We start from the raw sequence: 25,270 nt of genomic DNA on the forward strand, positions 1-25,270 counted from the left end.
TGATAATAAAAATTATTATCAAAAAAATGCAATGAATATCAGATATCTGAATTTCAGCCTCGTCTAACTGAGTAACGAAATAATGAATGAGACGCAATCTCATTTATATATGCATTCGTGACTCAGGAGACAAAAAGAATGCTCTCGAACGGGGTGGGTCGCATTGTCGACACCAACAAAATAATTCGTAAATCCAGTACACCTATTGGGGGTGTTCGCACAATTGCCCTGACAGCCGTTGGCAGTGGCATGATTGCTTTGATGCCGCTTGCCGTGGGGGCTCAAACCCGGGGCGCAGAAATATTGCAACAGGCTAACAAGGCTGAAATTGCGCAGGTCGCTGAAGAGGGCGTGACCTTGTCAAATGATATGCTCTCATTTGATATATCCGCACAACCGCTTGCCATGGCATTGGTCAATTTTTCGCGTGTATCGGGGATCGATGTTGCCGTGGACGGGACATTGCCCGACGGTACACAAAGCGTTGCCGTCCAGGGGAATATGACGGCTGGCGCAGCCCTTGATCGCATGTTGTCGCAAAGCGGTTTGATCTGGAATGCCGTCAATCCGACAACCATTTCCATCATTGATCCTGTACGGGAAGATGCCGGTAACGCCTCAATCATAACTGTTCCGGTCACCGTAACGGCGACTGAAAGGGCGCTTGGTCCTAATGGGGTACCGGACAAAGTGTATGAAACGCCGGGCTCGGTAGCGGTAATTACCCAGGAAAGTATGCGAAAGTCGCCCGTACGCGAAGCGCGCGAGATTTTCAACAATGTTGCCGGTGTGGATATTTCCAATGACGCGCGTGACCCCGGTTTGACAGTCAACGTTCGCGGTCAGCAGGAAATGGGGCGTGTGAACGTCAATATCGACGGCGCGCGTCAGAACTATAATCAGATGACACATGGCACATCTTCTCGTGTGTATCTGGACCCTGCTTTGTTGGCAGAAGTGGAGATCGAGAAATCCAATCTCAACCAGAATGGTGGTGCCGGGTCTTCTGCAGGTATCGTCACAATGCGTACCCTCAATACACAAGACATTCTTGATGATGGCGAAAAATGGGGCGGCAAGGTAAATGTCAGCCACGGCACGAATGATTACGAATTTGCGGGCGATGCTGCTGGAGGTGTTAGGCTTGCGCCAAGGTTTGACATCTCAGCCGCGGTAAGCCGGAAGGTCATTGGTGACTATAGTCCGGGGAAACGCAATCCAGCCCTGTTTACTGACGGAAACGGCAATTATCACGATGTACACAGTTCCAGACCTGAATACACTTTCCTTCGCCAGACATCCGGTTTGGTGAAAGCCAATGTCCATCTTACAGATGATCAGGAACTGAATCTTGGGTATGTTGGCTCAAAAAGCAATTACACCAAAACCAACGACGTCACGAATACAAGACCGGATCTGAACGAAACCAAAACCCATACCCTGACCGCCAAGCACAACTGGAATCCGTCGACTGATTTGGTCGATCTGGATACGCACGTTTATTGGACCCGAACAGAAAGTAACCAATACAGGCCAACCAGATTTAACACCAGTGGATCAGTTAGCCAGAACCCCTACGACACGGACTATACGCTTGATACGACAGGGCTTGATTTGGCCAACAGTAGCAAGTTCGAGCTATATTCAGTGGGTGATGGCCTGAGCAAGGTTAGCTTTGACTATGGTACCGAGTTCTTTCACGACAGGGCAAAGACAACCTCTGAGGTCGAGGACCTTGGAGGATCAGGTTCTGCCTATCAGGCAGAAGGAACAACCCCATCCGGGGAGCGTGATGTCTATGGTGGGCATGTAACGGCGACATATGGCTGGAACGACGTGTTTCAAATCAGTGGTGGTTTTCGCTACGACCGTTACGAATTGACAGGTGACTCGTATTGGTGTGAAGCGTTACCCGGTGGTTTTACATCACAGCAGTGCGGAAGCGGCAATGACGTACCTTTGGACGTTGATTTGTCGGAGGACCGGGTTTCGCCGTCTTTTGGTGCAAGCGTGACGCCATTCCCCGGTCTGCAACTCTTTGCCAATTACCGCGAAAACCTGCGGGCGCCGACAGTTATGGAAGCCATGTTCAAGGGGATGCATATCGGTGATCAGCCGGTTACCTATTTTTCGAACGCCAATCTCAAGGCTGAGGAAGTTGAAACCAAAGAAGTTGGTGTCAACTTCATGTTCGACAACGTCATAAAGCAGGGCGACGGATTCAGAGCCAAACTGTCCTACTACCGTTCAACAATCGACAATTATACGACTGTTGGTTTTGTGCCTTTGCCGTCACTGCCGTCAGTGAACTGGCCATCGGTTGGGGCGGGCATGGTCAACCTTAGTGACCCTGTCTATATGACCGGTACGGAGCTCGAGGCCTTCTATGATGCTGGTGAGTACTATTTTGGCGGTACATTGACGACATCGGACATTGATCTGATCGGGAATTATAACCAGTTCATTCTTGATACCACCTATTCTACTGCAGCGCAGAACGCAGCTACTTACGGTACAGTTGGCGGATTGTTTGGCATTTATGCGCCGCCCAAACGCAAATACACGCTTGACGGCGGGTTCCGTCTTTTCGATCAGGATCTTGTCTTGGGAATGCGGGCGACATTCGTTTATCCGGAAGAAAACTATGGTTCCCAGGTCGGGTCGGTAAGTCTCTCGACCGTTGGTGGCGAATATTACAAGTACCGCGTATTCGACTTTTACAGTTCCTATGACATCAACGATGCCGTGAAACTGCGGTTCGCCGTCAATAACCTGTTCGATGAGGGATATGTTCAAGGAAGCGGGGGAACGTATGCCCCGGCACCGGGACGTACCGCGATCATCAGTCTCAGCGGCAACTTCTAGGCCGCTTAAAAGGAAAAATGCCAATCACCGGTCAGGTCATCGACCTGACCGGATAGGTTTGTCTTTCTTTCAATTAAGTATTTGATTTTAAACATTATTTTGTTGACTCATGATGATAATAATAGTCATCCTCATCATGTTGCTCCAATGGTTGGGGCGGAAACAAACCAGGAGATGTCTAAATGACTATTACAATTGATCTGAACGCAGATGGTTCCGGAAATGGTGTTGATCTGCATGGTCTGTTGGAAGATTTCGACGCCAACTTTTCCAAGGGATTGTTCAACTACGGCGAGTTTCTGAATGGTGGGCTCTTTGACGGTCCGCAATACTATCTCAGCGATGAAGACAGTTCATCAAGCTACACCGATGGCTTCCTTGCAACGACCGGTGGCGGAGATGACTTCACCTATGACATCAGCACCCATCAGATTGTCGGAAATCTTGATCAGCTTTCATTCGGGGAAACGTTGGTTCAGGATTCTAGCGGCGATTACAATCTTAGCGACTCGTCGGTCGATATTTCTGGCCTTGACCTCAGCAGCAGCAAGACTGGTATGGTCCTGACCGCGCTTTTTGGTGGTGACAGTTCAGAATTGCAGTCTGTTTTTGCCTCCGAAGGTGTCGAAATCAACGGCAGTTCCGGCGCGGATGTGATCGGCGGTTTTGCAGGTGACGACGTCCTGACTGGCAATGGCGGGGCAGACACTTTCGAGTTCGATACTTCGGCATCGTTCGGTGATGACACCGTTACCGACTTCACCGATGGCACCGATCTTCTCGATATCGATTACAACTCGGTCACGATTGGAGATGATGGTGCTGGCAATGCGCTCATTACCCATGCCACCGGCACCATCACCCTGACTGGTGTTGACTTCAACGACCTTGACGCAAGCGACTTCGTTTAACGAAGACGGCCCGCTCCGCAGGCGGCGGAACGGGCACAAGGTCTTTGATTGCAGGGCACCGCGGAACAGCGGTGCCCACCTCATCCTATCTTTTTCTTTTCCGGAATGGAAACAGCGTGTTCGAACAGGTCCATTCGCAACATTTGTCCAAATCGTCCGTATTCTCGCCGTTGGCGGCCGCCATTCGATCCGTGCGCGGAGCGTTCCTGTCGGTCGCGGCGTTAAGCGGCGTGTCAAATATCCTGATGCTGACTGGGCCGCTTTTCATGCTGCAGGTTTATGATCGGGTTCTGGCGAGCCGCAGTGTGCCGACGCTGGTCGCGCTCGTTGTTCTGATGCTGGCGCTATACATGTTTCTGGGAACTGTCGATGCGCTTCGGGCGCGGATGCTGGTGCGGATTGGCTGGCGGGTGGATGAGCAAGTTGGGCCTATGGCACTGGCAACTACACTCGATCAGGCGCTGCGAAATGATAATGCAACCTTAAGGCCGCTCAACGATCTTGATCAAATCCGACAGTTTCTGGGTGGTGCGGGCCCTATTGCGATTTGCGATATGCCTTGGATGCCGCTGTTTCTGGGGATCGTTTTTGCTTTTCATCCCTGGCTTGGTTTTCTTGCCCTTATTGGCGGTATCATTCTGGTGATTTTGACATTGATCAGCGAGCTTGCCACCCGTCGCCAGGTTGAACGGATGAACCGCCAAGCCGTTTCACGTGCAAATCTTGTCGAAGCTGGGCGTCGAAATGCCGAAGCCATTCGCGCGATGGGCATGCTGGCGAGTTTCACGGACTATTGGGCACGTCTGAATGACAGGTATTTACGCGACAATACCGGTGTCGGTGACGTCAATTCGACCTTCTCGGCCTATATCAAGGTCATTCGCCTTGCGATGCAGTCCGGCGTTCTGGCACTTGGTGCGTATCTGGCGATCCTGCAGGAAGTCACACCGGGTGTGATGGTTGCCGCCTCAATCCTGACAGCACGAGCATTGTCCCCGGTCGAACAGGCGATTGGCAACTGGCGCGGATTTGTTGGTGCCCGTCAATCGCGACAACGTCTTGAACGCTGCTTTGCCGACACACAAAAAACGTCTGAACGCCTCGAACTGCCTGCCCCGCAACAAAGCCTGCATGTTTCCAATCTGATCGTTCGGGCCCCTGCAAAGCGGGTGGAAGGAAAGCTGGCCGCACCGGGGCGCGTATTGCTGCGCATCAACGACGTGCTCCTGAAAGCAGGCGACGGGCTTGGCATTATTGGGCCAAGCGGATCGGGGAAATCGACATTCGGTCGCGCACTGGTCGGGATTGGTGCGATCCATAATGGCACCATCCGCCTGGATGGGGCGGAGCTTGACCACTGGGAGCCGGATCGGCTGGGGGTGCATGTCGGTTATTTGCCGCAGGACGTCGATCTGTTTGACGATACTGTTGCCCGCAATATTGCGAGGCTACGTAGCGATGTGGACTCTGCGGCAATCGTTAAGGCCGCGCAATTGGCCGGGGTGCATGACATGGTCCTGTCTCTGCCCAAGGGATATGACACGCCGATCGGAAGTGGCGGGCTTATTTTGTCGGGTGGGCAACGCCAACGGATCGGGCTGGCGCGTGCCCTGTTTGGTGATCCGTTCCTGATTGTCCTTGATGAACCCAATTCCAGTCTCGACAGTGCCGGGGAACAGGCCCTGATCGAAGCGGTCCGTCTGGCCCGGCAACGCGGGGCGATTGTTGTCATGATTGCCCATCGCCCCGGCGCACTGGCAACGGTCAATCTGGCGATGGTTATTAAGGATGGACGCCAGATTGCCTTTGGTGCGCGTGACGACATTCTGCGCAAAACCATGCGTCAGGTCGGAGAAAGCGCATGAGCCGAAAAAAGTCGCACACGTCGTCAAAAACTCCATTCGCCAGCCCTGCAATGCATAGTTTGCGTCGACATACCCTGTTTGGCGTATCCGTGATGCTGGCATTGTTTGCTGGTCTGGGAAGCTGGATGGCGTTGGCCAATCTTTCCGGGGCGGTGGTTGCCACCGGCAAACTGGTGGTCGAAAGCAATGTCAAGGATGTGCAGCACCCTGACGGAGGCATTATTGGTGAAATCCACGTGCGTGACGGGGATCGGGTGCAGGCCGGTGATCTTCTGATCCGGCTGGACGATACGATGGCACGCGCAAGCCTTGGCATTGTCGATAGCCAGATCGATGCCTTGCGGGCGCGCAAAATGCGTCTGGTTGCTGAACGGAACGAAGCGAAAATCGTTGCCGTGCCCGATTTGTTCGCGGCCCGTATGCAGGACCTGGCAATCGTTGAGCTGGTTGCGGCCGAGACAAAACTATTCGAAGCAAGGCGTAAAAGTCTGGAGGGTGAAAAGGCCCAGCTTGAGCAAAAACTGTTGCAGCTTTCGGAGACGATCATCGGGCTTGAGGCCCAGAAAGCTGCCAATGAAGAAGAAAGCCGCCATATTCGCGATGAACTTGACGGGCTTGAAATGCTTTACAAAAAGCAGCTTGTACCGATTACCCGTGTTGCGGCATTGCGTCGTGAACGCGCCAGTCTGAGGGGCAAACACGGGGAGTTGACGGCACAGATTGCCGCGACCGGCATGCAAATCTCGGAAACAGAAATGTCGATCCTGCAGCTTGACCGGAACCGCCAAACCGAAGTCCTGACGGAACTGGGTGACATTGATCAACAATTGGCTGAATTGATGCAAAAGCAGGTTGCGTTGCGCGATCAACTGCGTCGTGTCGACATCCGTGCCCCCTATGACGGGACGGTCTATCAGATGACGGTACATACGATTGGCGGCGTGGTTGCGGGCGGGGACCGGATCATGGGGATTGTGCCTGATCAGGATGAGCTGGTGATCGAAGCCCGAACCAACCCGCGCGATATTGACCAGGTCCATCCAGGGCAAAAGGCGATGCTGCGTTTTACTGCCTTTAATCAGCGCACAACGCCGGAACTTTCCGGGACGGTGTCCTTTGTGGCAGCGGACCTTTCACGCGATGAACTGACAGGCGAAACCTACTATAATGTCCGGGTGAAAATTGCCGGTGGCGAGATGGAAAAACTTGATGGGCAAGGTCTGATGCCCGGCATGCCGGTTGAAACCTTTATCGCAACGGGGGATCGCACCGCACTTAGCTATCTTGCCAAACCGCTTACCGATCAGTTTGCCCGCGCATTCCGCGAAGAATAATTTTTCACCGGTTTCGGATATCGAACGCCCCGAATCGTTTCTGCTTTGAAGGGCTGCGAATTCATGCGGCATTTGCGGACAGGGACGAAAGGTAATCGGGATGACTTTGGATATAACAGCAGACGGTGTGATAAAAACCCGCCTTCAGAACCTCAAACAGGCAACAACCCGCGACCATCAGCACATCGATGACATGGTGATGGAAATGGCACCGTTTGAAAGCCGCGATAACTACGCCCGGTTTGTCGGGATGCAGTATGTGTTTCACCGCGCTGTAAAACCGCTTTATGACGCCAGTGACCTGAACGACCTGATACCCGGGCTTTCGATGCGCAGTCGGTTCAATCATGTCTGTGCAGATCTTGCAGACCTGCAATGCAGCCTACCTGAAAATACCAAACCATTTCCTGTTCCCCAAACCGGAATGGGTCGTCTGGGATGGTTATATGTTTGTGAAGGTTCGTCGCTTGGGGCGGCATTTTTGCTGAAAGCAGCCGGAAATATCGGGCTGAATGCCGAGTTTGGTGCCCGTCACCTGGCTGGGCACGAAGACGGTCGCGGCAAGCATTGGCGCGAATTTGTTGATCAGGTCAATGGCTTGGCTTTAAGCGCTAAACAAGAACAGGAAGTGATTGATGGTGCTATTGCTGCCTTTGACTTTTTCCGAACCCTTTTGATCGAAGATCGCAAGCTTGCCGCATAGGCGCAAATCCCTTGGTTGAAAGGCTTGCAGAGACAGGATCGTGACTTGATTTCTGGCAAAGTCGGCTGTATAAAGCCGCCAAGCTTTTTGTAAATTCTGACAAAGAGTGGGCCCTTCGCCCGCTCTTTTGTGCTTTTTGGGGTATGGCATCGCTATATGGCTGAGCTGATCGGACAACAGTTGAAAGACCCGCTGATGATGCGGATCACGGAGATTATCGAGCCGTCGATCAATGCGCTGGGTTTCGAACTGGTACGTGTGTCCATGATGGGCAAGGACAGTAATGTCTTGCAGATCATGGCAGATCGTGCGGATGGCAACGGCAGCATCAATGTAGAAGATTGCGCCGAAATCAGCCGTACCGTCTCTGCCCTGATGGATGTCGAGGACCCGATTTCCGGGGCTTATCACCTTGAAGTCAGTTCACCGGGTATTGACCGCCCGCTGACCCGTGCCAAGGACTTTGATGTCTGGCGCGGGTTCGAGGCAAAGGTCGAGCTGGTGATGGCCCAGAGTGGCCGTCGCCGTTTCAGCGGAAAGCTGGATGGAGTTGAGGATGATGCGGTCGCCCTGATTGTCGATGGCGAACGTGAATTGTTGCCGTTGGCCGATATCGCAAAGTCGAAATTGGTGCTGACGGATGAATTGATCGCGCATGTCACCGGCAAGGGCCGGTCTGACGAAAACGCAGAATAGAGGTTGGATATGGAAGCAACTTCGGGAATGCCGCGGCCGGAACTTTTGCAGGTTGCAGATGCCGTTGCCCGTGAAAAGGGCATTGATCGTGATGAAGTTCTTGGCGCAATGGAACAGGCCATCCAAAAGGCCGGCCGTTCCAGATATGGCCACGAGCATGACATCCGTGCCCATATCGACCGTAAAACCGGTGAAATCAAGCTGGCCCGTTTCATCGAGGTCACGGATGATATCGAAAACGACTTCACCCAGATGTCGCTGGAACAGGCGCGTATTCGCAACGAAAATATCCAGCTTGGTGAATTCCTGATTGATCCGCTGCCGCCGATCGATTTCGGACGTATTGCTGCGCAGACCGCAAAACAGGTTATCGTGCAGAAGGTCCGTGATGCGGAACGTGAGCGTCAGTTCGAAGAATATAAAGACCGTGCCGGTGAAGTGATCAACGGCGTCGTCAAACGAGTCGAGTTTGGTAATGTTCTGGTCGATATGGGCCGTGCAGAAGCCATTCTGCGCCGCGAAGAACTGATCCCGCGTGAAACTGTCCGTCAGGGTGATCGCGTTCGTGCGCTGATCCTTGATGTGCGTCGCGAACAGCGTGGGCCGCAGATCTTCCTGTCGCGTACCCATCCGACTTTCATGGCAAAACTGTTTGCCCAGGAAGTTCCGGAAATCTACGACGGTATTATCGAAATCAAATCGGTTGCCCGTGATCCGGGTTCGCGCGCCAAGATTTCCGTTCAGTCGTCGGATAACTCGATCGACCCGGTCGGGGCATGTGTCGGTATGCGTGGTTCGCGCGTGCAGGCTGTTGTTGGCGAACTTCAGGGCGAAAAAATCGACATCATCCAGTGGTCGGAAGACCCGGCAACCTTCGTTGTGAACGCATTGGCTCCGGCCGAGGTCACCAAGGTTGTTCTTGATGAAGAAACCAATCGTATTGAGGTTGTCGTCCCCGACGATCAGCTGAGCCTGGCCATTGGCCGTCGCGGTCAGAATGTGCGTCTGGCGTCCCAGCTGACCGGATGGGATATCGATATCCTGACCGAGGAAGACGAAAGCGAACGTCGCCAGGAAGAAGCCCGTAAACGGGCGGAGATGTTCATCAAGGCACTTGATGTTGATGAAGTCATTGCCCATCTTCTGGTCGCCGAAGGCTTTACCTCGATCGAGGAAGTCGGTTACGTGCCGTTGGCCGAACTGGCAGAGATCGAAGGTTTCGAAGAAGAAATCGCCGAAGAGCTGCGCACGCGCGCTCGTAACTTCCTTGCCGAAGAAGCCGAACGTCTTCAGAAGCGTCGTGAAGAGCTTAAGGTTGCCGATGACCTCGTCGAATTTGGCGGACTGTCGCTGGCCGTTGTTGTTCGCCTAGGCGAGAACGATGTCAAAACCCTTGAGGACTTTGCGGATCTCGCAAGCGACGAGCTGATCGAATATGTCGGTGATGCGGACAACATGACCATGGATCAGGCCAATGACCTGATCATGGACGCGCGTCGTCAGCTTGGCTGGTTCGAAGGACTTGAAGAAGAAGTTTCCGAAGATGCCGAAGAAGGCGAAGACGCCTGAGGGCTGATCGGAGGACGCCATGTCGCACCGTAAAGGCGGCAAGGTAGCCGAGGTTCCGGAACGCCGGTGTATCGTCACCGGCGAAGTCCGGCCCAAGGAAGACCTTCTTAGGGTTGTGATCGGACCGGATGATTCGGTTGTTCCCGACCTTGAGGAACGGTTGCCTGGACGGGGATTATGGTTGTGCCCGTCGCGGGATGTGATAAATACCGCCTGTGCAAAAAATGCCTTTGCCAAGGCGGCGCGGCAAAAAGTCGTGATTGATCCTGCGCTGGCAGACCGGATCGAGAAGCTTTTGCTTCAGAAAAGTCTCGATCTGCTGTCGCTTGCGCGCAGAGCCGGTCAGGCGGTTGCCGGTTACGAAAAAGTCAGGGCCCAGATTGACGAGGGCGCGGCAATGATATTGGCAGCCCGAGATGGTGCTGCGGACGGAAAATCCAAGATCGAGGCGAAAGCCCGGGATCTGCCGATTTATACCGTTCTGGATGCTGCCGAGATTGGCGCGGCCTTTGGCCGCGAAAAAGCAGTACATGTGGCTGTTGCGCCAGGTGGACTGGCAAAACAGTTAAGTCGCTCGCTTAGGCGGCTAGAAGGATTTCGCGCGGTCTGAAGGCAGGCTTGCGCAGAACGGACAGGACAGGACAGGCAAAGGATGCCGGTCCCGCAGGAAATGAGGAAGTTGGACGGATTATGAGTGATCGCGATCAGGAGAAGAAACCGCTGAGCCTCAACAGATCGAAACTTGAACTGAGCAAGACGGTCGAGGCTGGGCAGGTACGGCAAAGCTTCTCGCATGGACGGTCCAAATCTGTGACTGTCGAAGTGCGCAAGAAGCGGACTTTCGAAAAGAACGAATCCGGCCGCTTCCGTGAAGTGAAGAAGGATGCGGTTGCTGAACAGCAACCTGCCGCACCGGCGCCGGCAGCAAAACCCGAACCGGTTGCCAAACCGGAACCGGTTGAAGACCACGGCAATCTTACCGATAGCGAGCGTGCAGCACGCATGGCTGCCCTGAAAGCAGCCGAAGAGCGCCGCAAGCAGGAAGAAGCCGAAGCAGCCCTACGTGCCGCTGAGGAAAGCAAGCGCAAGGCAGAAGAAGCCGAACGTCGTAAACAGGAAGAGGCCGAAGTAGCAAAAGCTGCTGCGGCAGAAACCCCTGTGCTAGAAAAGGATGCCCCGGTTTCTGTAGAAGAAGTCGAGAAAGCCCTTGAAGCATCGACGACCAAAGGCAAATCCAAACCGAAGCCTGCTGCTGTTGCCAAGAAACAGGAAGAAATCATTCCTGGCGAACCGGCAGAACCGCTGGTTCCGGAAGAACGCCGTCGTGCCGATCCGTCCACCGTCAAGCCGAAAAGCCGCAAGGAACTGGACGAGGAAGAAGCCCGTACCGCAGCCGCACGCAAACGCGCCGAAGAGGAAGCTCTTGGCCGTGCCGCGCGCACGAAGGGTGACGAAGGTCGCCGTCGTGGCAAGCTTTCGATCAATAATGCGATGACCGGTGACGAAGGTGGCCGTCGTCGTTCGATGGCCTCGATCAAGCGTCAGCAGGCAAAAGCAAAGGCCCGTATGCAGGGCCAGCAGAAGCCGAAAGAGAAAATCGTGCGTGATGTTATCGTTCCGGACGTTATTACCGTTCAGGAACTTGCCAACCGTATGGCTGAACGTGCTGCCGACGTCATCAAGTGCCTGATGGGCCTTGGCGTTATGGCAACCATCAACCAAAGCCTTGATCCCGATACCGCACAGCTGGTTGTCGAGGAATTCGGCCACAAGATGAAACGCGTTTCGGATGCCGATGTTGAAGAAGCGCTGGTCAGTGCCGTTGACAACGAAGATCAGCTGATCGGTCGTCCGCCGGTTGTGACCGTCATGGGTCACGTTGACCATGGTAAAACCTCGTTGCTCGATGCCCTGCGCAAAACGGACGTTGTCAGTGGCGAAGCCGGCGGCATCACCCAGCATATCGGTGCCTATCAGGTGACGATGGAAACAGGATCGAAGATTACCTTCATCGATACCCCGGGCCACGCTGCCTTCACGGAAATGCGTTCGCGCGGTGCCAAGGTTACCGACATCGTCGTTCTGGTTGTTGCTGCTGACGACTCGGTCATGCCGCAGACGATCGAAGCCATCAGCCATGCGAAAGCAGCCGGTGTGCCGATGATCATTGCGATCAACAAGATCGACAAACCGGGTGCAAACCCGTCGAAGGTTAAAACCGAACTGCTTCAGCACGAAGTCGTCGTCGAGGAAATGGGCGGTGAAGTTCAGTGTCTTGAAGTTTCCGCCAAACAGGGCCTTGGCCTGACCGAGCTGGAAGAAGCCATTCTGCTTCAGGCCGAGGTTCTTGACCTTAAAGCCAACCCAGCACGTGTTGCTGACGGTGTTGTCGTTGAAGCCCGCATGGAAAAAGGTCGCGGCCCGGTTGCCACGGTTCTGGTTCAGCGCGGTACGCTTAAAAACGGTGATATCTTTGTTACGGGTGCCGAGTGGGGCCGCGTTCGTGCGTTGGTCAACGATCATGGTGTTCGCATCGAAGAAGCCATTCCGGGCATGCCGGTCGAAGTAACCGGTCTGAACGGCGTGCCGTCTGCCGGTGATGACTTCGTTGTTGTCGAAAACGAAGCCAAAGCGCGTGAGATTTCCGACTATCGTCAGCGTCGCATCCGCGAAACGCAGGCTGCTGCGATGAAGAAATCGGCACTTGAGAACATGTTCTCGAGCTCGGGCGACGTCAAGGAACTGCCGATCCTTATCAAAGGTGACGTGCAGGGTTCTGTCGAAGCGCTTATCGGTACCCTGCAGAAGCTGGGTAACGAGGAAGTCAGTGTACGCGTCCTGCATAGCGGCGTTGGCGGAATCAACGAGTCCGATGTCACGCTGGCGCGCGCGTCGAATGCGCTGATCATCGGCTTTAACGTGCGTGCCAATCAGCAGGCCCGTGAACAGTCCCGTCGCGACAATGTCGACATTCGTTATTATTCGATCATCTATGATGTTGCAGACGACATCAAAAAGATGCTGTCGGGCATGCTGTCGCCGGAAGTTCGCGAGAAGTTCCTGGGGTACGCAGAAATACGCGACATCTTTACCATCTCAGGCAACAAGATTGCCGGTTGTATGGTTACCGAGGGTACCGTCAAGCGTGGTGCGGGCGTTCGCCTGCTTCGCGACAACGTCGTGATCCATTCGGGCGAGCTGTCGACACTGCGTCGCTTCAAGGATGAAGTAAAAGAAGTCCGCGAGGGCTATGAATGTGGCATGTCATTCGCCAAGTATAATGACCTGCAGGTCGGCGATATGATCGAGTGCTTCGAGCAGGAGGAAATCGCCGTCGAACTTTAAGACGGTGGATTGACGATATGGCGAAGCAACCGGCCAAAGCACCAAGTCAGCGACAGTTGCGCGTGGCGGAGGAAATCCGCCAAGCCCTGTCGCAGGCACTTGAGCGCGGAGATATTTATGACCCGGACCTGACCCGGCGCCCGGTAACCATTACCGGCGTCAGTTTGAGCCCGGATATGCGCAATGCCATGGTATCCTTTACGCCGCTTGGCGGGGGCGAGGCGGAAACCTCGCTTAAGGCGCTAACGCGGCAGAAGGGCCATTTGCGTACCCATGTGGCGCGTACGGTTCATATGAAATACGTACCGGCGTTGCGTTTTGTGGAAGACAAAAGTTTCGATGTCGCCGACCATATCGGTGCCCTCCTGCGTGACCCTCATGTCGCACAGGATCTTGCGGCGGACCGGTCGGACGACCATGAGAATGAGGACGACTGATGGCGCGTCGGCGTCGCGGTAGAAGCATCAATGGCTGGCTGGCAGTCGACAAACCCTTGGAAATCACCTCTTCGACGGTGGTCAATCAGGTGCGTCGTCTGCTTGATGCGGCAAAGGCCGGTCACGGCGGGACACTTGACCCATTGGCGAGTGGTGTCCTGCCTATTGCATTTGGCGAGGCGACAAAAACGGTTGCCTATGTCATGGATGGCAGCAAAAGTTATCGTGTGACGCTTAAATTCGGCGAAGCACGCAGCACCGACGATGCCGAGGGCGAGGTTACTGCCACCTCGGATCATCGTCCGGATGCAGACGAAATAAAGGCCGTGCTGGGTGAGTTTATTGGCGAAATCCAGCAGGTGCCGCCAAAGTTTTCGGCGATCAAGGTTAATGGCAAGCGTGCCTATGATCTTGCCCGTCGCGATGAAGACGTGGTGCTTAAACCGCGTCCGATTCTGATCAAGGATCTTCGACTGGTCGATATGCCGGATCGCGATCATGCTGTTCTCGAAGTTGTTTCGGGCAAAGGGGCATATATGCGGTCTTTGGCGCGCGATATTGCGCTGCGCCTGGGTTCTGTCGGCCATATATCCGCCCTTCGCCGCACGTCGGCGGGGCCGTTTCCTGAAACGAGTTCCATTCCGCTTGCGGAGTTGCTTGAAATGGATCCGGATGCGGTGTTGGAGAAATTGCTTCCGGTCGAGACCGCGCTGGACGACATCCCGGCGCTGGCCCTGACCGAAGTCGAGGCGCAGCGTCTATCGAGTGGGCAACCTGTCGGGTTGTTGCCGGTGGCAAAACGCAGTGCCCTCGAAACCCCCGTCGTGCAGGACGATATCGTCTGCGCCATGCTCCATGACCGCGCGGTTGCGTTGGCGGAGATAAGTGGCGGCGAAATCCGGCCTGTACGTGTTTTTAATCTCTAAAGGCGAAAGGATGCCTGATGTCGATTACTGCTGAACGCAAAGCTGAGCTGATCAAAGAATACGCTCAGAAAGACGGTGACACCGGTTCCCCCGAAGTCCAGGTTGCAATCCTGACCGAGCGGATCAAGAACCTGACCGAACACATGAAAGAACATAACCACGACTTCCATAGCCGTCGTGGTCTTCTTATGATGGTTGGCCAGCGCCGTCGTCTGCTGAAGTACCTGCAGCGCAAAGACCAGTCGCGTTACGAGACCGTTATCGAACGCCTCGGTATTCGCCGCTGATATCGAACTGCGGCGGAGGTGGTTGATCCCCTCCGCCGTCGTTTTTTTAATGTCCCGAGCGGATCGGGAAACACGGGGAAGCAGGGTCGGATGGGCCGACCTCTTTGCTTGGTCCGGACCCATTAATTATGCAGCTTTTATGAAAGCCTCATAATTAATGTGTTCGGAACTCGTGTATGACTATCCGGGTCCGCTGAAGGTTTGTAAGAGGAAGAGAAAATAATGTTTAATGTCGTCCGCAAGGAAATGCAGTGGGGCAATGCCAAGCTGGTTCTCGAAACCGGTAAGGTCGCGCGCCAGGCCGATGGTGCCGTCATGGTCACCTACGGCGAGACCGTTGTGCTTTGTACCGCTGTTGGCGCGAAATCACCGCGCCCGGATATCGACTTTTTCCCGCTGACCGTGAACTATCAGGAAAAAGCATTTGCTGCCGGTAAAATCCCGGGTGGTTTCTTCAAGCGTGAAGGCCGTCCTTCGGAAAAGGAAACTCTGGTTTCGCGTCTGATCGACCGTCCGATCCGTCCGCTGTTTCACCCGCTTTATCGTAACGAAACCCAGATCGTTTGTACCGTTCTGTCCCATGACATGGAAAATGATCCGGACGTGGTTGCGATGATCGGTGCGTCTGCGGCGCTGACCATTTCCGGTCTGCCGTTCCTCGGCCCGATCGGTGCTGCGCGCGTCGGTTACAAAGACGGGGAATATATCCTGAACCCGGCAACCGAGTCGGTTAAGGAAAGCGACCTTGATCTGGTTGTTGCCGGTACCCGTGACGGTGTGATGATGGTTGAATCCGAAGCCAGCGAGCTTTCGGAAGAAATCATGCTTGGCGCCGTTAAATTCGGTCACGAGCAGTTCCAGTCGGTTCTTGATCTGATCATTTCGCTGGCCGAAGACGCCGCGAAAGAGCCGCGCGACATTGCAGAACTGCCGGAAGGCTATGATGAGCTGGTCGAAAAAGTCGCTGCCCTTGGCACCGACGGACTGACCAAAGCATACAGCCATGTCGTCAAGCAGGAGCGTTCAGCTGCTGTTTCTGACGCCAAAGCCGCGATTGCGGAAAAACTGGCCGAAGAAGAAATTGCCGATGCCCTGAAAGGCAAAGTTTCGTCGATCATCAAGGATCTGGAAAAAGACATCGTTCGCGGTGCGATCCTGAAAACCGGCAAACGTATTGATGGCCGTACAGGTGCTGACGTTCGCCCGATCCTTGGCGAAGTTTCGGTTCTGCCGCGTGCACACGGTTCCGCGATTTTCACCCGTGGTGAAACCCAGGCACTTGCCGTTGCCACCCTTGGCACCGGTCAGGATGAACAGATCGTTGACGCGCTTGACGGCGAATATCGCGAAAACTTCATGCTGCACTATAACTTCCCGCCCTACTCGGTTGGTGAAGCTGGTCGTATGGGTTCGCCAGGCCGTCGTGAAATCGGTCATGGTAAACTGGCATGGCGTGCCCTGCACCCGCTGATGCCGGGCAAGGACGCGTTCCCTTACACCATTCGGATCGTTTCTGAAGTAACCGAATCGAATGGTTCGTCCTCGATGGCGACCGTTTGCGCAACCTCGCTTGCGATGATGGATGCCGGTGTTCCGCTGGCACGTCCGGTTGCCGGTATTGCTATGGGGCTGATCAAGGAAGGCGATGATTTTGCCGTTCTGTCCGACATCATGGGTGATGAAGATCACCTTGGCGATATGGACTTCAAGGTTGCCGGTACCGAAAAAGGTATCACCTCGCTACAGATGGATATCAAGATCACCTCGGTGACTCCGGATATCATGCAGATCGCACTGGGCCAGGCCCGTGACGGCCGTCTGCACATCCTTGGCGAAATGTCCAAAGCACTTCCGGAAGCACGTGGTGAAGTTTCGGGCAATGCACCGACCATCACCCAGTTCTCGATCCCGCGTGACAAAATCCGTGACGTTATCGGGTCGGGCGGCAAGGTCATTCGCGAAATCTGCGAAGAAACCGGTGCGAAGGTCGATATCGAAGACGATGGCTCGATCACTGTTGCACATACCGACGGTGCAAAAGGCAAACAGGCAGTCGATTGGATCAAATCGATCGTTGCGGAACCTGAATTGAACCATATCTATGATGGTAAGGTTGTTAAGGCTGTCGACTTTGGTGCATTCGTCAATTTCTTTGGCGCGCGCGACGGTCTGGTCCATATCTCCGAACTGGCGCAGGAACGCGTCAAACAGGTTTCGGATATCGTCAAGGAAGGCGACGCGGTCAAGGTCAAGGTCATTGGCTTTGATGATCGCGGCAAGATCAAATTGTCGATGAAACGCGTTGACCAGGAAACCGGTGCCGATCTCGACGCCGGCGACGCTGAATAATCCGATCTGATAGACCGGACGGCGATAACAACAACACGCCGTCCGGTTTTCCAAATGCGATGCCGGGGCATCGCTGGCGATGAAAAGCCGAATGGGAGAGACGAATTTGAAAGCCCTTAAACCGCTCGTCATGTCGGGAAAAGAGGTCTTGCCACTGATTGAAGGTGGCAAAGGTATCGCTGTTTCGACGGGTAAAAGTTCCGGCGCATGGGCAGCTGCTGGTGGCATCGGGACGTTTTCCGCCGTCAATGCCGATTCTTATGACGAAAATGGCAATCTGGTTCCGGTCGAATATGCCGGAAAAACCCGCGGTGAGCGCCATCAGGAACTGATCGCCTATGGCATCCGCGGCGGTATCGCCCAGGCACAGATCGCACACGAAATGCGCGGCGGTGAAGGCCGCCTGCATATGAACGTTCTGTGGGAAATGGGCGGTGCGGAAGAAATTCTGCGTGGCGTGCTTGAGGGCACCAAGGGTCTTGTCCATGGTGTGACCTGTGGTGCGGGTATGCCTTACAAGGTATCGCAGATCGCAGCCCAGTATGGCGTGCATTATTACCCGATCGTCTCGTCGGCGCGCGCATTCCGTGCCTTGTGGCTGCGGTCGTATAAAAACACCCCGGAATGGCTTGGCGGCGTGGTCTACGAAGATCCATGGCGTGCCGGTGGCCACAATGGCCTGTCAAATTCCGAAGACCCGCTTGTGCCCGAAGACCCGTTCCCGCGGGTTGCAGCCCTTCGCGAATACATGAATTCGGTCGGCCTGAATGAAGTTCCGATCATTATGGCGGGTGGCGTCTGGTTCCTGCGTGACTACGAAGACTGGCTTGATAATCCGGAGGTTGCCCCGGTGGCGTTCCAGTTTGGAACCCGTCCGCTGCTGACCAAGGAAAGCGAAATTTCCGAAGAATGGAAAAACCGTCTTCTGACGCTGCAGAACGGCGACGTGTCGTTGCATAAATTCAGCCCGACCGGTTTTTACAGCTCGGCTGTTCGGAACGACTTTCTTGAAGACCTGCATCAGCGTTCCGATCGTCAGGTCCGTTATTCGCGCACCGCAGAGGCCGATCTGCATGTCGGTATTCCGCTGGGCCGTCGCGGTCGTCCAATCTATGTCCGCGAAGATGATGCCGACAAGGTTCGGGCATGGCTTGATGCTGGTTATACTGAAGGCATGCCGACACCCGATGAAACCATGGTGTTTGTCACGCCTGACAGTGCGCTGACGATCAAGAAAGACCAGATCGATTGCATGGGGTGCCTGTCACAGTGCCAGTTCTCGAACTGGGAACAGCATAGCGGCACCACCGGCAAGCGTGCCGATCCGCGTTCATTCTGCATCCAGAAAACGCTCCAGAACATTGCACATGGTGCGATGGTTGAAAACGAGCTGATGTTTGCCGGTCATAATGCCTATAAATTTGGTGAAGATCCGTTCTACGCCAACGGCTTTGTCCCGACGGTCAAACAGTTGGTCGACCGGATCGCCACGGGCGATTAGGTTGGACAACAAATCAGACACTGGTCTTTTACGGATCAAAAAGGGGTCGGGTTTCCGACCCCTTTTTGTTGTTTGATCCCCTATGGGCCATTGAAAATCGGTATGATTGGAGTTGATCAAAATCAAAGAAAGGTGCGTCTTGGTTCCTTAATATACGCTTGGATTTGATCGGGAACCGGGCATTGGCCGGTCCTGAAAAGCGTATGAAGGGACAATTTCATGACGACGAACCCGCGTCCTTACACCCATGCTCTGAACCGCCTGAAAGAGGCCGGGTTGCGCCCGACCCGTCAGCGCTTGGCATTGGCCCGCCTGCTGTTTGATAATGGTCATCGGCACATCACCGCCGAACAGCTTCATTCCGAAGCCATGAGCCAGAATATCAAGGTATCACTGGCGACCGTATACAATACGTTGCACCAGTTCACCGAGGCAGCGCTTCTGAATGAAATCGTGATTGATTCCGGTCGATCCTATTTCGATACCAATACCGCCCCGCATTACCACTTCTATTGCGAAGAAGACGGCATGCTCAGCGACATACCCGCTGATGCGGTGCAGCTTGCACGCGTCCCCAATATGCCCCGTGGTACGGAATTGGCATCGGTTGATCTGGTGTTTCGTTTGCGGCGCCAGTCGGCCCGCAACGCTGCCTGATTGCTATTGGGTCGGTTTATTCGGCAGGGCTGTGTCGCAAATATAGCGGTGCGGTGACAGCGAAATGACGCGTCGATGAAAACCGCCTGAAATGGCGCGAAACGTCCCTTCAGTGCTTGACGGGCAGGGTTTTCAAGACAAATACAGAGGCGACGGTTCCATATGGAACGGTCGCCCTTTTTTTACCTATGTGTGTGACAGCAACACCGCATATTTCAGACTTCAACGACAAAAAAGGAAGCCCGTAATGGTGCTCAAGGGAACACGGACCGAGGAACTTCTGCGTGCGGCATTCGCATCTGAAGCACAGGTCAATCGTCGTTATCTTTATTTCGCGCAGCAGGCCGATATCGAAGGCCATCCGGAAATTGCCGAAATGTTCCGCGCCACCGCCGAAGCCGAAACCGGCCATGCCTTTGGCCATCTCGAATTTCTTGAACAGGTCGGGGACCCTGCAACCGGGCAGCCGATTGGTACCACCAGGCTTAATCTTGAAGCCGCATTTGCCGATGAACAGAACGATGCCAGATCCCGATATCCCGAAATGGCCCGTATTGCGCGCGAAGAAGGTTTTAACGATATTGCCGACTGGTTTGAAAGCCTTGCGCGTGTCGAAGATGCCCATGCCGCCCGAATGGAACGCGCCCTGGCATCTTTTGGGACTGTTTCCGAACCGGTGGAATAAGGTTGAAGACAATCCGACGATGCCTTTACAGAAATAGCGCCTTTCTGCTTCTGGTGATGTTAATGGCACCGCTTGCGGCCAAGGCACAATCGTCGGTGGACCTTGACGATATCCTGACCCATGCGGGGCGTTTGGAGCCCTTGCAGGCCGTGATGATCGCCCACCGTGGTGACGTGATCGCGACGCAGGGCTACCATGGTAGTTTCCCCGATCAGGCGGCCAATATCAAATCCGCATCGAAATCGATTATTTCGGCATTGGTTGGCATTGCCATAGAACGTGATGTTTTGACCGGTACGGATCAGAAAATCGCCCCCTTGCTGCGGGATCAGTTACCTGCCGATCCCGACCCCCGACTGTTTGATATTACCATCGGGCATCTTTTGTCGATGCAGGCCGGCCTGGGGCGGACATCGGGGCAATATTACGGTCAGTGGGTCGCGCAATCGAACTGGGTGCGTGCTGCTCTTGCCCGCCCGTTTGCCGACGATCCGGGTGGTGACATGCTGTATTCTACCGGCTCAAGCCACCTGCTGTCGGCCATCCTGACGCGCCAAACCGGAAAATCGACGCTGGAACTGGCGCGTGAATGGCTGGGGCCATTGGACGGTTTTGCTATTACCGCTTGGGATCGCGACCCTCAGGGTATTTACTTTGGTGGGAATCAGATGGCGATGAGCACCAGATCGCTTCTGGCTTTTGGCGAACTTTACCGGAATGGCGGGCGTACCGCGGATGGCAGACAGATCATCACGCAAAACTGGATCGATCAAAGCTGGCAGCATCGGACAAATTCACGCTTTACCGGCGATGAATACGGTTATGGTTGGTTTATGCGCGATCTTGCCGGGCAGGATGTGGTCTATGCGTGGGGATATGGTGGGCAGATGCTTTACATCGTTCCTAGCCTTGAATTGACCGTGGCGATGACATCGGACGAAACAAAACCCTCGGCCCGAACCGGATACCGCGATCAGCTGCATGGCTTAATGGCCGATATCATCGACAGGATAGAAGCAGATGCAGGCTGATCGGGCTGAGCGGACTTTTTATTGAGCCGCAATCCGTTCTGAAAGGTATTCGGCGGTGTGGCTATTGCCGGTGATCGGTCCGCGCAAAACAACATGCGGATGACCAAGCGAATTGCGTTCGACATGCCCATCAACCTGGTACACATCACGCAAAAGATCACGATCAATCACATTGGCGCATTCGCCAAATGCCACCATGCGGCCATCGCGAATCGCCATGGCGTGATCGCAATATTGCAGCGCATGGTTCAGATCGTGGATCGCGATCAGGACGATTATTTTCTGGCGCTTGGCGATATCGCGCATGAAAGACAGGACCTCCATCTGACGATGCAGATCAAGGGCTGAGGTCGGCTCGTCCATCAGCAGGATTTCGGGTTCACGCACCAGCGTCTGGGCAATGGCAACCAGTTGGCGTTGACCACCACTAAGTTCGCCCAGATTGCGGGCGGCCAGATCAGAAATCCGAAGGGCGGCCAGAATATCGTCAATCCGGGCCAGTTCATCGGTCTGAACGCGCAATGACGATCCCTGTTTGGCGGCAAGGATAACCGACTCGTAAACAGAAAGAACCGCGTTTGATCCTGTGTCCTGCGGCATGTAGCAAATCGTGTTGCGGCTATAATTCGCCGTTTCGACATGCACTTTTCCGCCACCCTTGGCAAGACCGGCGACCCGTTTGAACAGGCTCGATTTGCCCGCTGCATTCGGGCCGATGACGGCAATTACGTCGCCCCCCGTCAGAACCGGTGTACTAACACCGGAAACCACCTCGGCGCGGCCATAACGGGTGCCAAGGTCTTCAAGACGAAGTGTTGTTACCATGATTTTCTCCGGCTTGCGAAAATCAGCGAGAAGAAGAACGGCACGCCGACAAGCGCGGTAATTACCCCAATGGGCAGGATCGCGCCGGGGACCAGAAGTTTTGACAGAACCGACGTCGCCGACAGGATCAACGCCCCGCACAGGACGGATGCCGGCAGGAAAAAACGCTGATCCTCGCCCACCAGCATGCGGGCGATATGCGGCCCGACCAGACCGATGAACCCGATGGTCCCGACAAAGGAAACCGGGATTGCCGCCAGCATACTGACCAGCAACATCGTCTTCAGGCGCAACGACTGGACATTGACGCCGAAACTTTCCGCCTTTGCATCGCCTAACCGAAGAGCGGTCAGTGCCCACGCCTGGCGGGTAAACAGCGGAAGGGCGATGGCAACCGCTATGGCCGTGATGGCAACCTTGGACCAGGTCGCCTTGACCAGACTGCCCATGGTCCAGAATACGACCGCGGCCAATGCCTGTTCGCTGGCGAGATATTGCAGCAACGCCAAAAGCGCGTTGAAGGTAAAGACCAGCGCGATCCCCAGAAGGACTATGGTTTCAACCGTGACACCGCGCATCCGGCTGAAGAAATGAATGATCAACGCGGTCGCCATCGCCATGAGAAAGGCATTGATCGGAATAATGAATTCGACAAAAGCCGGCAGGATCGCGACCCCGAGAACCAGTGCCAAGGCTGCACCGAAACCGGCCGCAGCCGAGATACCCAGCGTAAACGGGCTGGCGAGCGGGTTGGCCAGGATGGTTTGCATTTGCGCGCCCGCGGTCGAAAGGGCCGCACCCACGGTCAGCGCCATCAGGGCGACCGGCATGCGAATTTCCCAGATCACGACGCGCAACTGATCGCTGGCATCCGACGGGTTCAGCAGTGCGAAAATCACATCAGCCATCGGATAATTGGCCGGGCCGGTTGCCAGATCAACAGCAAATGACAGGAACAGCGCAATTGTCATGCCGCTCAGGATCAGGATACGACGCAGGGAACGCGCCTTGTAATGCGCGCTCCCTGCCATAACGGTGGTTTGATCGGAGATCATGGAAATCAGTTCTGATCGCTGATGGAAATGAAGTAACCCGGCTGATAATCGATCGGTAGAAATCTTTCATGCAGTTCGCGGAATGATGCCTCCGGTTCGATATCGGCAAACAAATCCGGGTGGAACCATTTTGCCATTTGTTCGATCACCACGAACTGATAGGGGCTGTTATAGAATTGATGCCAAACGATGTGGATATTGTTGTTTTTGGTCGCCTTGATATCCCGGAATGCCGGGCGTTCTGTCAGGCCAATCAATTTGCGTTTGGCTTCTTTCATGTCAGCTCCGGGACCAACAGGAACCCAGCCCATGCCGGGTGCATATGCTTCCCAGTCACCGCCAGTACCGACAAATTGGTCGGGGTTGCTGGCAACAACCTGTTCCGGGTTAATTGTACCGAAAGTGCCCGGAATGATATCGGCTGCAATGTTTTTGCCACCGGCAAGTTCAACCATTTTACCGAAGTTCTCATTACCAAACGACATGCAGCATTCGTCGGAATAACCTGCAGCACGTTCGATGAAGACGTCGGGTATTTTGGGGTTGGCCTTGGCAAGGCGATCAGTGACCAGTTTGATATGATCGGCGCGGAATTTGATGAATTCCTCGGCGCGCGCTTCCAGACCGGTTAACTGACCAAGAATGCGCATACTGGTTTCCGTGTTCTTCATCGGTGATTCACGGAAGTCGATATAGACCAGCGGAATACCTACAGCAGCGAGTTTTTTGTCAAGGCTGGCATCATCGGTCGCACCTTTTGCTTCAAGGTTCATCACAATGACATCAGGTTTAAGCGATATGGCCTGTTCGACATCGAATGTTCCATCCTTGATACCGCCAAACGTCGGCAAGCTATCAATTTCCGGATACTTTGCTGCATATATGCCGTAACCTTGCGGATCGGCTTTTTTAAGATCATCGCGCCAGCCAACGACTCGCTTGAACGGCGCGTCGGTATCAAGCGTCGCGAGGCCATAAATCAGACGACCTTCGCCAAGAATAAGCTTTTCTGCCGGAACTTTGACCGAAACTTCGCGGCCTGCCACATCGGTGATCGTGACGGTTTCTGCTGCGTGAACGGTCCCCGCGACCATTAACGCAACGGCAGCAATAGCGCCAAAAATTTTCATCCCCGTACCCTTATTTAGGATTGCCTGACCGCCGCATTATCATTTATTGAGAATGCAAATCAATACTTTTCGCAATAATTGATTTTTTTATGGATTTGGTGATATTTGGCGCGGTATCTGCCGCCGTGTGATCCCCGCAAGATCGCGCGGCCTTTTGCAGAGACAGGCTATTGGGGATTCTTCGAACGATGACGACGCATTCAAGCAATTTCAATCTGCGTGACGAGATCAAGGAATACTGGTCAATGCGCGCCGACACGTTCGATCAACAGCCTGGGCACGAGATTTTTTCAGATCAGGAACGTCTGGCGTGGCACGACCTGTTTCGCCGTCATCTGGGCGACGGGTCCGGCAAACGTGCGCTTGACCTTGCCAGTGGCACCGGCGTTATCAGCCATTTGATGCATGACATCGGGTTTGAGGTTACCGGGCTTGATTGGTCCGAAGCGATGCTGGAAAAGGCGCGCGCCAAATCGAAACAGCGTCAGTCCAATATCCGTTTCCTTCTGGGCGATGCGGAAAACACGCTTGAAGACGATAACAGCTATGACGTCATCGTCACCCGGCATCTGGTCTGGACGCTGGTTGATCCGGCGGCAGCCTTTGCCGAATGGTTCCGGGTTTTGAAACCGGGGGGTAAGCTTTTGGTGGTTGATGGTGATTTTGTTTCCCCGACCTGGATCAGCAGCTTAAACAAGGTGATGGCAGGTTTCCTGAAATCCCTTGGTTTGAAGCGCGAAGCAGCCGAAATACCGCAACTCGAAACCCATCGCGATATTCTGTCGCGCGTTCATTTTTCGCAAGGTGCGCGGGCCGATGAAGTGACATCGATGTTGAAAACCGCCGGATTTGATCCGGTTGTTGCCGATTTCAACATGCGCCAGATTCACCGCGCCCAGTCAAAACACCTTACGCTTGCCAAGGGTTTGGAACGGGGAGCACAGCACCGTTATGCCATCTGCGCGACCAAGCCGTAGAAGGTCACACAGAATTGGCTGATTGCAGGCGACCGGAAAACATTGCGATGTCGTGGCGCATCGCATCCAGCAACGGGTGAAGTAGCGCAAGTTGCGCATCTTCCGTGCCCAGCTTAACCGTC

General features: G+C 54.5%; 21 protein-coding genes. 18 read left to right on the plus strand and 3 right to left on the minus strand.

Annotated elements, in window-relative coordinates; all coding sequences use genetic code 11:
• Positions 1 to 138: 138 nt before the first annotated feature.
• The 17 genes from SMB34_RS08160 (at position 139) to SMB34_RS08240 (ending at position 21,161) form a co-directional block, all read left to right on the plus strand.
• Positions 139 to 2,865, plus strand: a complete 2,727-nt coding sequence (locus tag SMB34_RS08160) for a TonB-dependent receptor (RefSeq protein WP_037989102.1) — start codon at positions 139 to 141, stop codon at positions 2,863 to 2,865.
• A 182-nt stretch (positions 2,866 to 3,047) separates the two neighbouring features.
• A complete protein-coding gene (locus SMB34_RS21525) occupies positions 3,048 to 3,776 on the plus strand; it encodes a heme acquisition protein HasA (protein WP_007088424.1) in 729 nt (242 codons plus the stop codon).
• 116 nt (positions 3,777 to 3,892) lie between these two features.
• Positions 3,893 to 5,641: a type I secretion system permease/ATPase gene (locus SMB34_RS08170; RefSeq protein ID WP_084716539.1), complete on the plus strand. Its 1,749-nt coding sequence runs from the start codon at positions 3,893 to 3,895 to the stop codon at positions 5,639 to 5,641.
• Positions 5,638 to 6,975 (plus strand): HlyD family type I secretion periplasmic adaptor subunit, encoded by a 1,338-nt coding sequence (locus tag SMB34_RS08175; protein WP_037989103.1) that lies wholly within the window; start codon positions 5,638 to 5,640, stop codon positions 6,973 to 6,975. Before SMB34_RS08170 ends, SMB34_RS08175 begins: the two co-directional genes overlap by 4 nt.
• A 100-nt stretch (positions 6,976 to 7,075) precedes the next feature.
• Positions 7,076 to 7,678, plus strand: a complete 603-nt coding sequence (locus tag SMB34_RS08180; RefSeq protein WP_037989104.1) for a biliverdin-producing heme oxygenase — start codon at positions 7,076 to 7,078, stop codon at positions 7,676 to 7,678.
• A gap of 156 nt (positions 7,679 to 7,834) precedes the next feature.
• Positions 7,835 to 8,374, plus strand: a complete 540-nt coding sequence (gene rimP, locus SMB34_RS08185) for a ribosome maturation factor RimP (protein WP_084716521.1) — start codon at positions 7,835 to 7,837, stop codon at positions 8,372 to 8,374.
• Between the two features lie 9 nt (positions 8,375 to 8,383).
• A complete protein-coding gene (gene nusA, locus SMB34_RS08190) occupies positions 8,384 to 9,943 on the plus strand; it encodes a transcription termination factor NusA (protein WP_037989105.1) in 1,560 nt (519 codons plus the stop codon).
• Positions 9,944 to 9,962: 19 nt separating this feature from the next.
• Positions 9,963 to 10,553 (plus strand): RNA-binding protein, encoded by a 591-nt coding sequence (locus SMB34_RS08195; protein WP_007088418.1) that lies wholly within the window; start codon positions 9,963 to 9,965, stop codon positions 10,551 to 10,553.
• Between the two features lie 80 nt (positions 10,554 to 10,633).
• Positions 10,634 to 13,288 (plus strand): translation initiation factor IF-2, encoded by a 2,655-nt coding sequence (gene infB / locus SMB34_RS08200; RefSeq protein WP_037989106.1) that lies wholly within the window; start codon positions 10,634 to 10,636, stop codon positions 13,286 to 13,288.
• A gap of 17 nt (positions 13,289 to 13,305) precedes the next feature.
• Positions 13,306 to 13,725: a 30S ribosome-binding factor RbfA gene (gene rbfA, locus SMB34_RS08205; protein ID WP_007088416.1), complete on the plus strand. Its 420-nt coding sequence runs from the start codon at positions 13,306 to 13,308 to the stop codon at positions 13,723 to 13,725.
• Positions 13,725 to 14,651 carry a tRNA pseudouridine(55) synthase TruB gene (truB, locus tag SMB34_RS08210; protein WP_007088415.1) on the plus strand — a complete coding sequence of 309 codons (927 nt, stop codon included), beginning with the start codon at positions 13,725 to 13,727 and terminating at the stop codon, positions 14,649 to 14,651. Before rbfA ends, truB begins: the two co-directional genes overlap by 1 nt.
• A gap of 17 nt (positions 14,652 to 14,668) precedes the next feature.
• A complete protein-coding gene (gene rpsO, locus SMB34_RS08215) occupies positions 14,669 to 14,938 on the plus strand; it encodes a 30S ribosomal protein S15 (protein WP_007088414.1) in 270 nt (89 codons plus the stop codon).
• Between the two features lie 222 nt (positions 14,939 to 15,160).
• Positions 15,161 to 17,287, plus strand: a complete 2,127-nt coding sequence (pnp, locus tag SMB34_RS08220) for a polyribonucleotide nucleotidyltransferase (RefSeq protein WP_037989107.1) — start codon at positions 15,161 to 15,163, stop codon at positions 17,285 to 17,287.
• Positions 17,288 to 17,393: 106 nt separating this feature from the next.
• The gene (locus tag SMB34_RS08225) at positions 17,394 to 18,788 is read left to right on the plus strand and encodes an NAD(P)H-dependent flavin oxidoreductase (protein ID WP_037989291.1); all 1,395 of its coding nucleotides are present in this window, start codon (positions 17,394 to 17,396) and stop codon (positions 18,786 to 18,788) included.
• Between the two features lie 219 nt (positions 18,789 to 19,007).
• Positions 19,008 to 19,445 carry an iron response transcriptional regulator IrrA gene (gene irrA, locus SMB34_RS08230; protein WP_007088411.1) on the plus strand — a complete coding sequence of 146 codons (438 nt, stop codon included), beginning with the start codon at positions 19,008 to 19,010 and terminating at the stop codon, positions 19,443 to 19,445.
• A 247-nt stretch (positions 19,446 to 19,692) separates the two neighbouring features.
• Positions 19,693 to 20,130 carry a rubrerythrin family protein gene (locus SMB34_RS08235; protein WP_007088410.1) on the plus strand — a complete coding sequence of 146 codons (438 nt, stop codon included), beginning with the start codon at positions 19,693 to 19,695 and terminating at the stop codon, positions 20,128 to 20,130.
• 62 nt (positions 20,131 to 20,192) lie between these two features.
• Positions 20,193 to 21,161 (plus strand): serine hydrolase domain-containing protein, encoded by a 969-nt coding sequence (locus SMB34_RS08240; protein WP_084716523.1) that lies wholly within the window; start codon positions 20,193 to 20,195, stop codon positions 21,159 to 21,161.
• An 18-nt stretch (positions 21,162 to 21,179) separates the two neighbouring features.
• Here SMB34_RS08240 and SMB34_RS08245 read toward each other — a convergent pair whose 3' ends face one another.
• Genes SMB34_RS08245 through SMB34_RS08255 form a run of 3 tightly spaced genes read right to left on the minus strand, consistent with a single transcriptional unit; the run spans position 21,180 to position 24,171 of the window.
• Positions 21,180 to 21,986 (minus strand): ABC transporter ATP-binding protein, encoded by an 807-nt coding sequence (locus SMB34_RS08245; protein ID WP_037989110.1) that lies wholly within the window; start codon positions 21,984 to 21,986, stop codon positions 21,180 to 21,182.
• Entirely contained in the window at positions 21,980 to 23,041 is a 1,062-nt protein-coding gene (locus tag SMB34_RS08250) for a FecCD family ABC transporter permease (protein ID WP_051682185.1), read from the minus strand. The genes SMB34_RS08245 and SMB34_RS08250 overlap by 7 nt, the downstream gene beginning before the upstream one ends.
• A gap of 5 nt (positions 23,042 to 23,046) precedes the next feature.
• Positions 23,047 to 24,171, minus strand: coding sequence for an ABC transporter substrate-binding protein (locus SMB34_RS08255; protein ID WP_037989113.1), 1,125 nt, complete (start codon positions 24,169 to 24,171; stop codon positions 23,047 to 23,049).
• A gap of 188 nt (positions 24,172 to 24,359) precedes the next feature.
• On the opposite strand from SMB34_RS08255, the gene SMB34_RS08260 reads away from it, so the two are divergent.
• Positions 24,360 to 25,148 carry a class I SAM-dependent methyltransferase gene (locus SMB34_RS08260; protein ID WP_037989116.1) on the plus strand — a complete coding sequence of 263 codons (789 nt, stop codon included), beginning with the start codon at positions 24,360 to 24,362 and terminating at the stop codon, positions 25,146 to 25,148.
• Positions 25,149 to 25,270: the final 122 nt, after the last annotated feature.

It is taken from the genome of Thalassospira permensis NBRC 106175 (genome assembly GCF_000714555.1).
Taxonomy (GTDB): Bacteria; Pseudomonadota; Alphaproteobacteria; order Rhodospirillales; family Thalassospiraceae; genus Thalassospira; species Thalassospira xiamenensis.

Coding starts and splice junctions, on each gene's coding strand:
- SMB34_RS08160 (WP_037989102.1), top strand. CDS start 139: ATGCTCTCGAACGGGGTGGGTCGCATTGTCGACACCAACAAAATAATT.
- SMB34_RS21525 (WP_007088424.1), top strand. CDS start 3,048: ATGACTATTACAATTGATCTGAACGCAGATGGTTCCGGAAATGGTGTT.
- SMB34_RS08175 (WP_037989103.1), top strand. CDS start 5,638: ATGAGCCGAAAAAAGTCGCACACGTCGTCAAAAACTCCATTCGCCAGC.
- SMB34_RS08180 (WP_037989104.1), top strand. CDS start 7,076: ATGACTTTGGATATAACAGCAGACGGTGTGATAAAAACCCGCCTTCAG.
- rimP (WP_084716521.1), top strand. CDS start 7,835: ATGGCTGAGCTGATCGGACAACAGTTGAAAGACCCGCTGATGATGCGG.
- nusA (WP_037989105.1), top strand. CDS start 8,384: ATGGAAGCAACTTCGGGAATGCCGCGGCCGGAACTTTTGCAGGTTGCA.
- SMB34_RS08195 (WP_007088418.1), top strand. CDS start 9,963: ATGTCGCACCGTAAAGGCGGCAAGGTAGCCGAGGTTCCGGAACGCCGG.
- infB (WP_037989106.1), top strand. CDS start 10,634: ATGAGTGATCGCGATCAGGAGAAGAAACCGCTGAGCCTCAACAGATCG.
- rbfA (WP_007088416.1), top strand. CDS start 13,306: ATGGCGAAGCAACCGGCCAAAGCACCAAGTCAGCGACAGTTGCGCGTG.
- truB (WP_007088415.1), top strand. CDS start 13,725: ATGGCGCGTCGGCGTCGCGGTAGAAGCATCAATGGCTGGCTGGCAGTC.
- rpsO (WP_007088414.1), top strand. CDS start 14,669: ATGTCGATTACTGCTGAACGCAAAGCTGAGCTGATCAAAGAATACGCT.
- pnp (WP_037989107.1), top strand. CDS start 15,161: ATGTTTAATGTCGTCCGCAAGGAAATGCAGTGGGGCAATGCCAAGCTG.
- irrA (WP_007088411.1), top strand. CDS start 19,008: ATGACGACGAACCCGCGTCCTTACACCCATGCTCTGAACCGCCTGAAA.
- SMB34_RS08235 (WP_007088410.1), top strand. CDS start 19,693: ATGGTGCTCAAGGGAACACGGACCGAGGAACTTCTGCGTGCGGCATTC.
- SMB34_RS08240 (WP_084716523.1), top strand. CDS start 20,193: ATGGCACCGCTTGCGGCCAAGGCACAATCGTCGGTGGACCTTGACGAT.
- SMB34_RS08245 (WP_037989110.1), bottom strand. CDS start 21,986: ATGGTAACAACACTTCGTCTTGAAGACCTTGGCACCCGTTATGGCCGC.
- SMB34_RS08250 (WP_051682185.1), bottom strand. CDS start 23,041: ATGATCTCCGATCAAACCACCGTTATGGCAGGGAGCGCGCATTACAAG.
- SMB34_RS08255 (WP_037989113.1), bottom strand. CDS start 24,171: ATGAAAATTTTTGGCGCTATTGCTGCCGTTGCGTTAATGGTCGCGGGG.
- SMB34_RS08260 (WP_037989116.1), top strand. CDS start 24,360: ATGACGACGCATTCAAGCAATTTCAATCTGCGTGACGAGATCAAGGAA.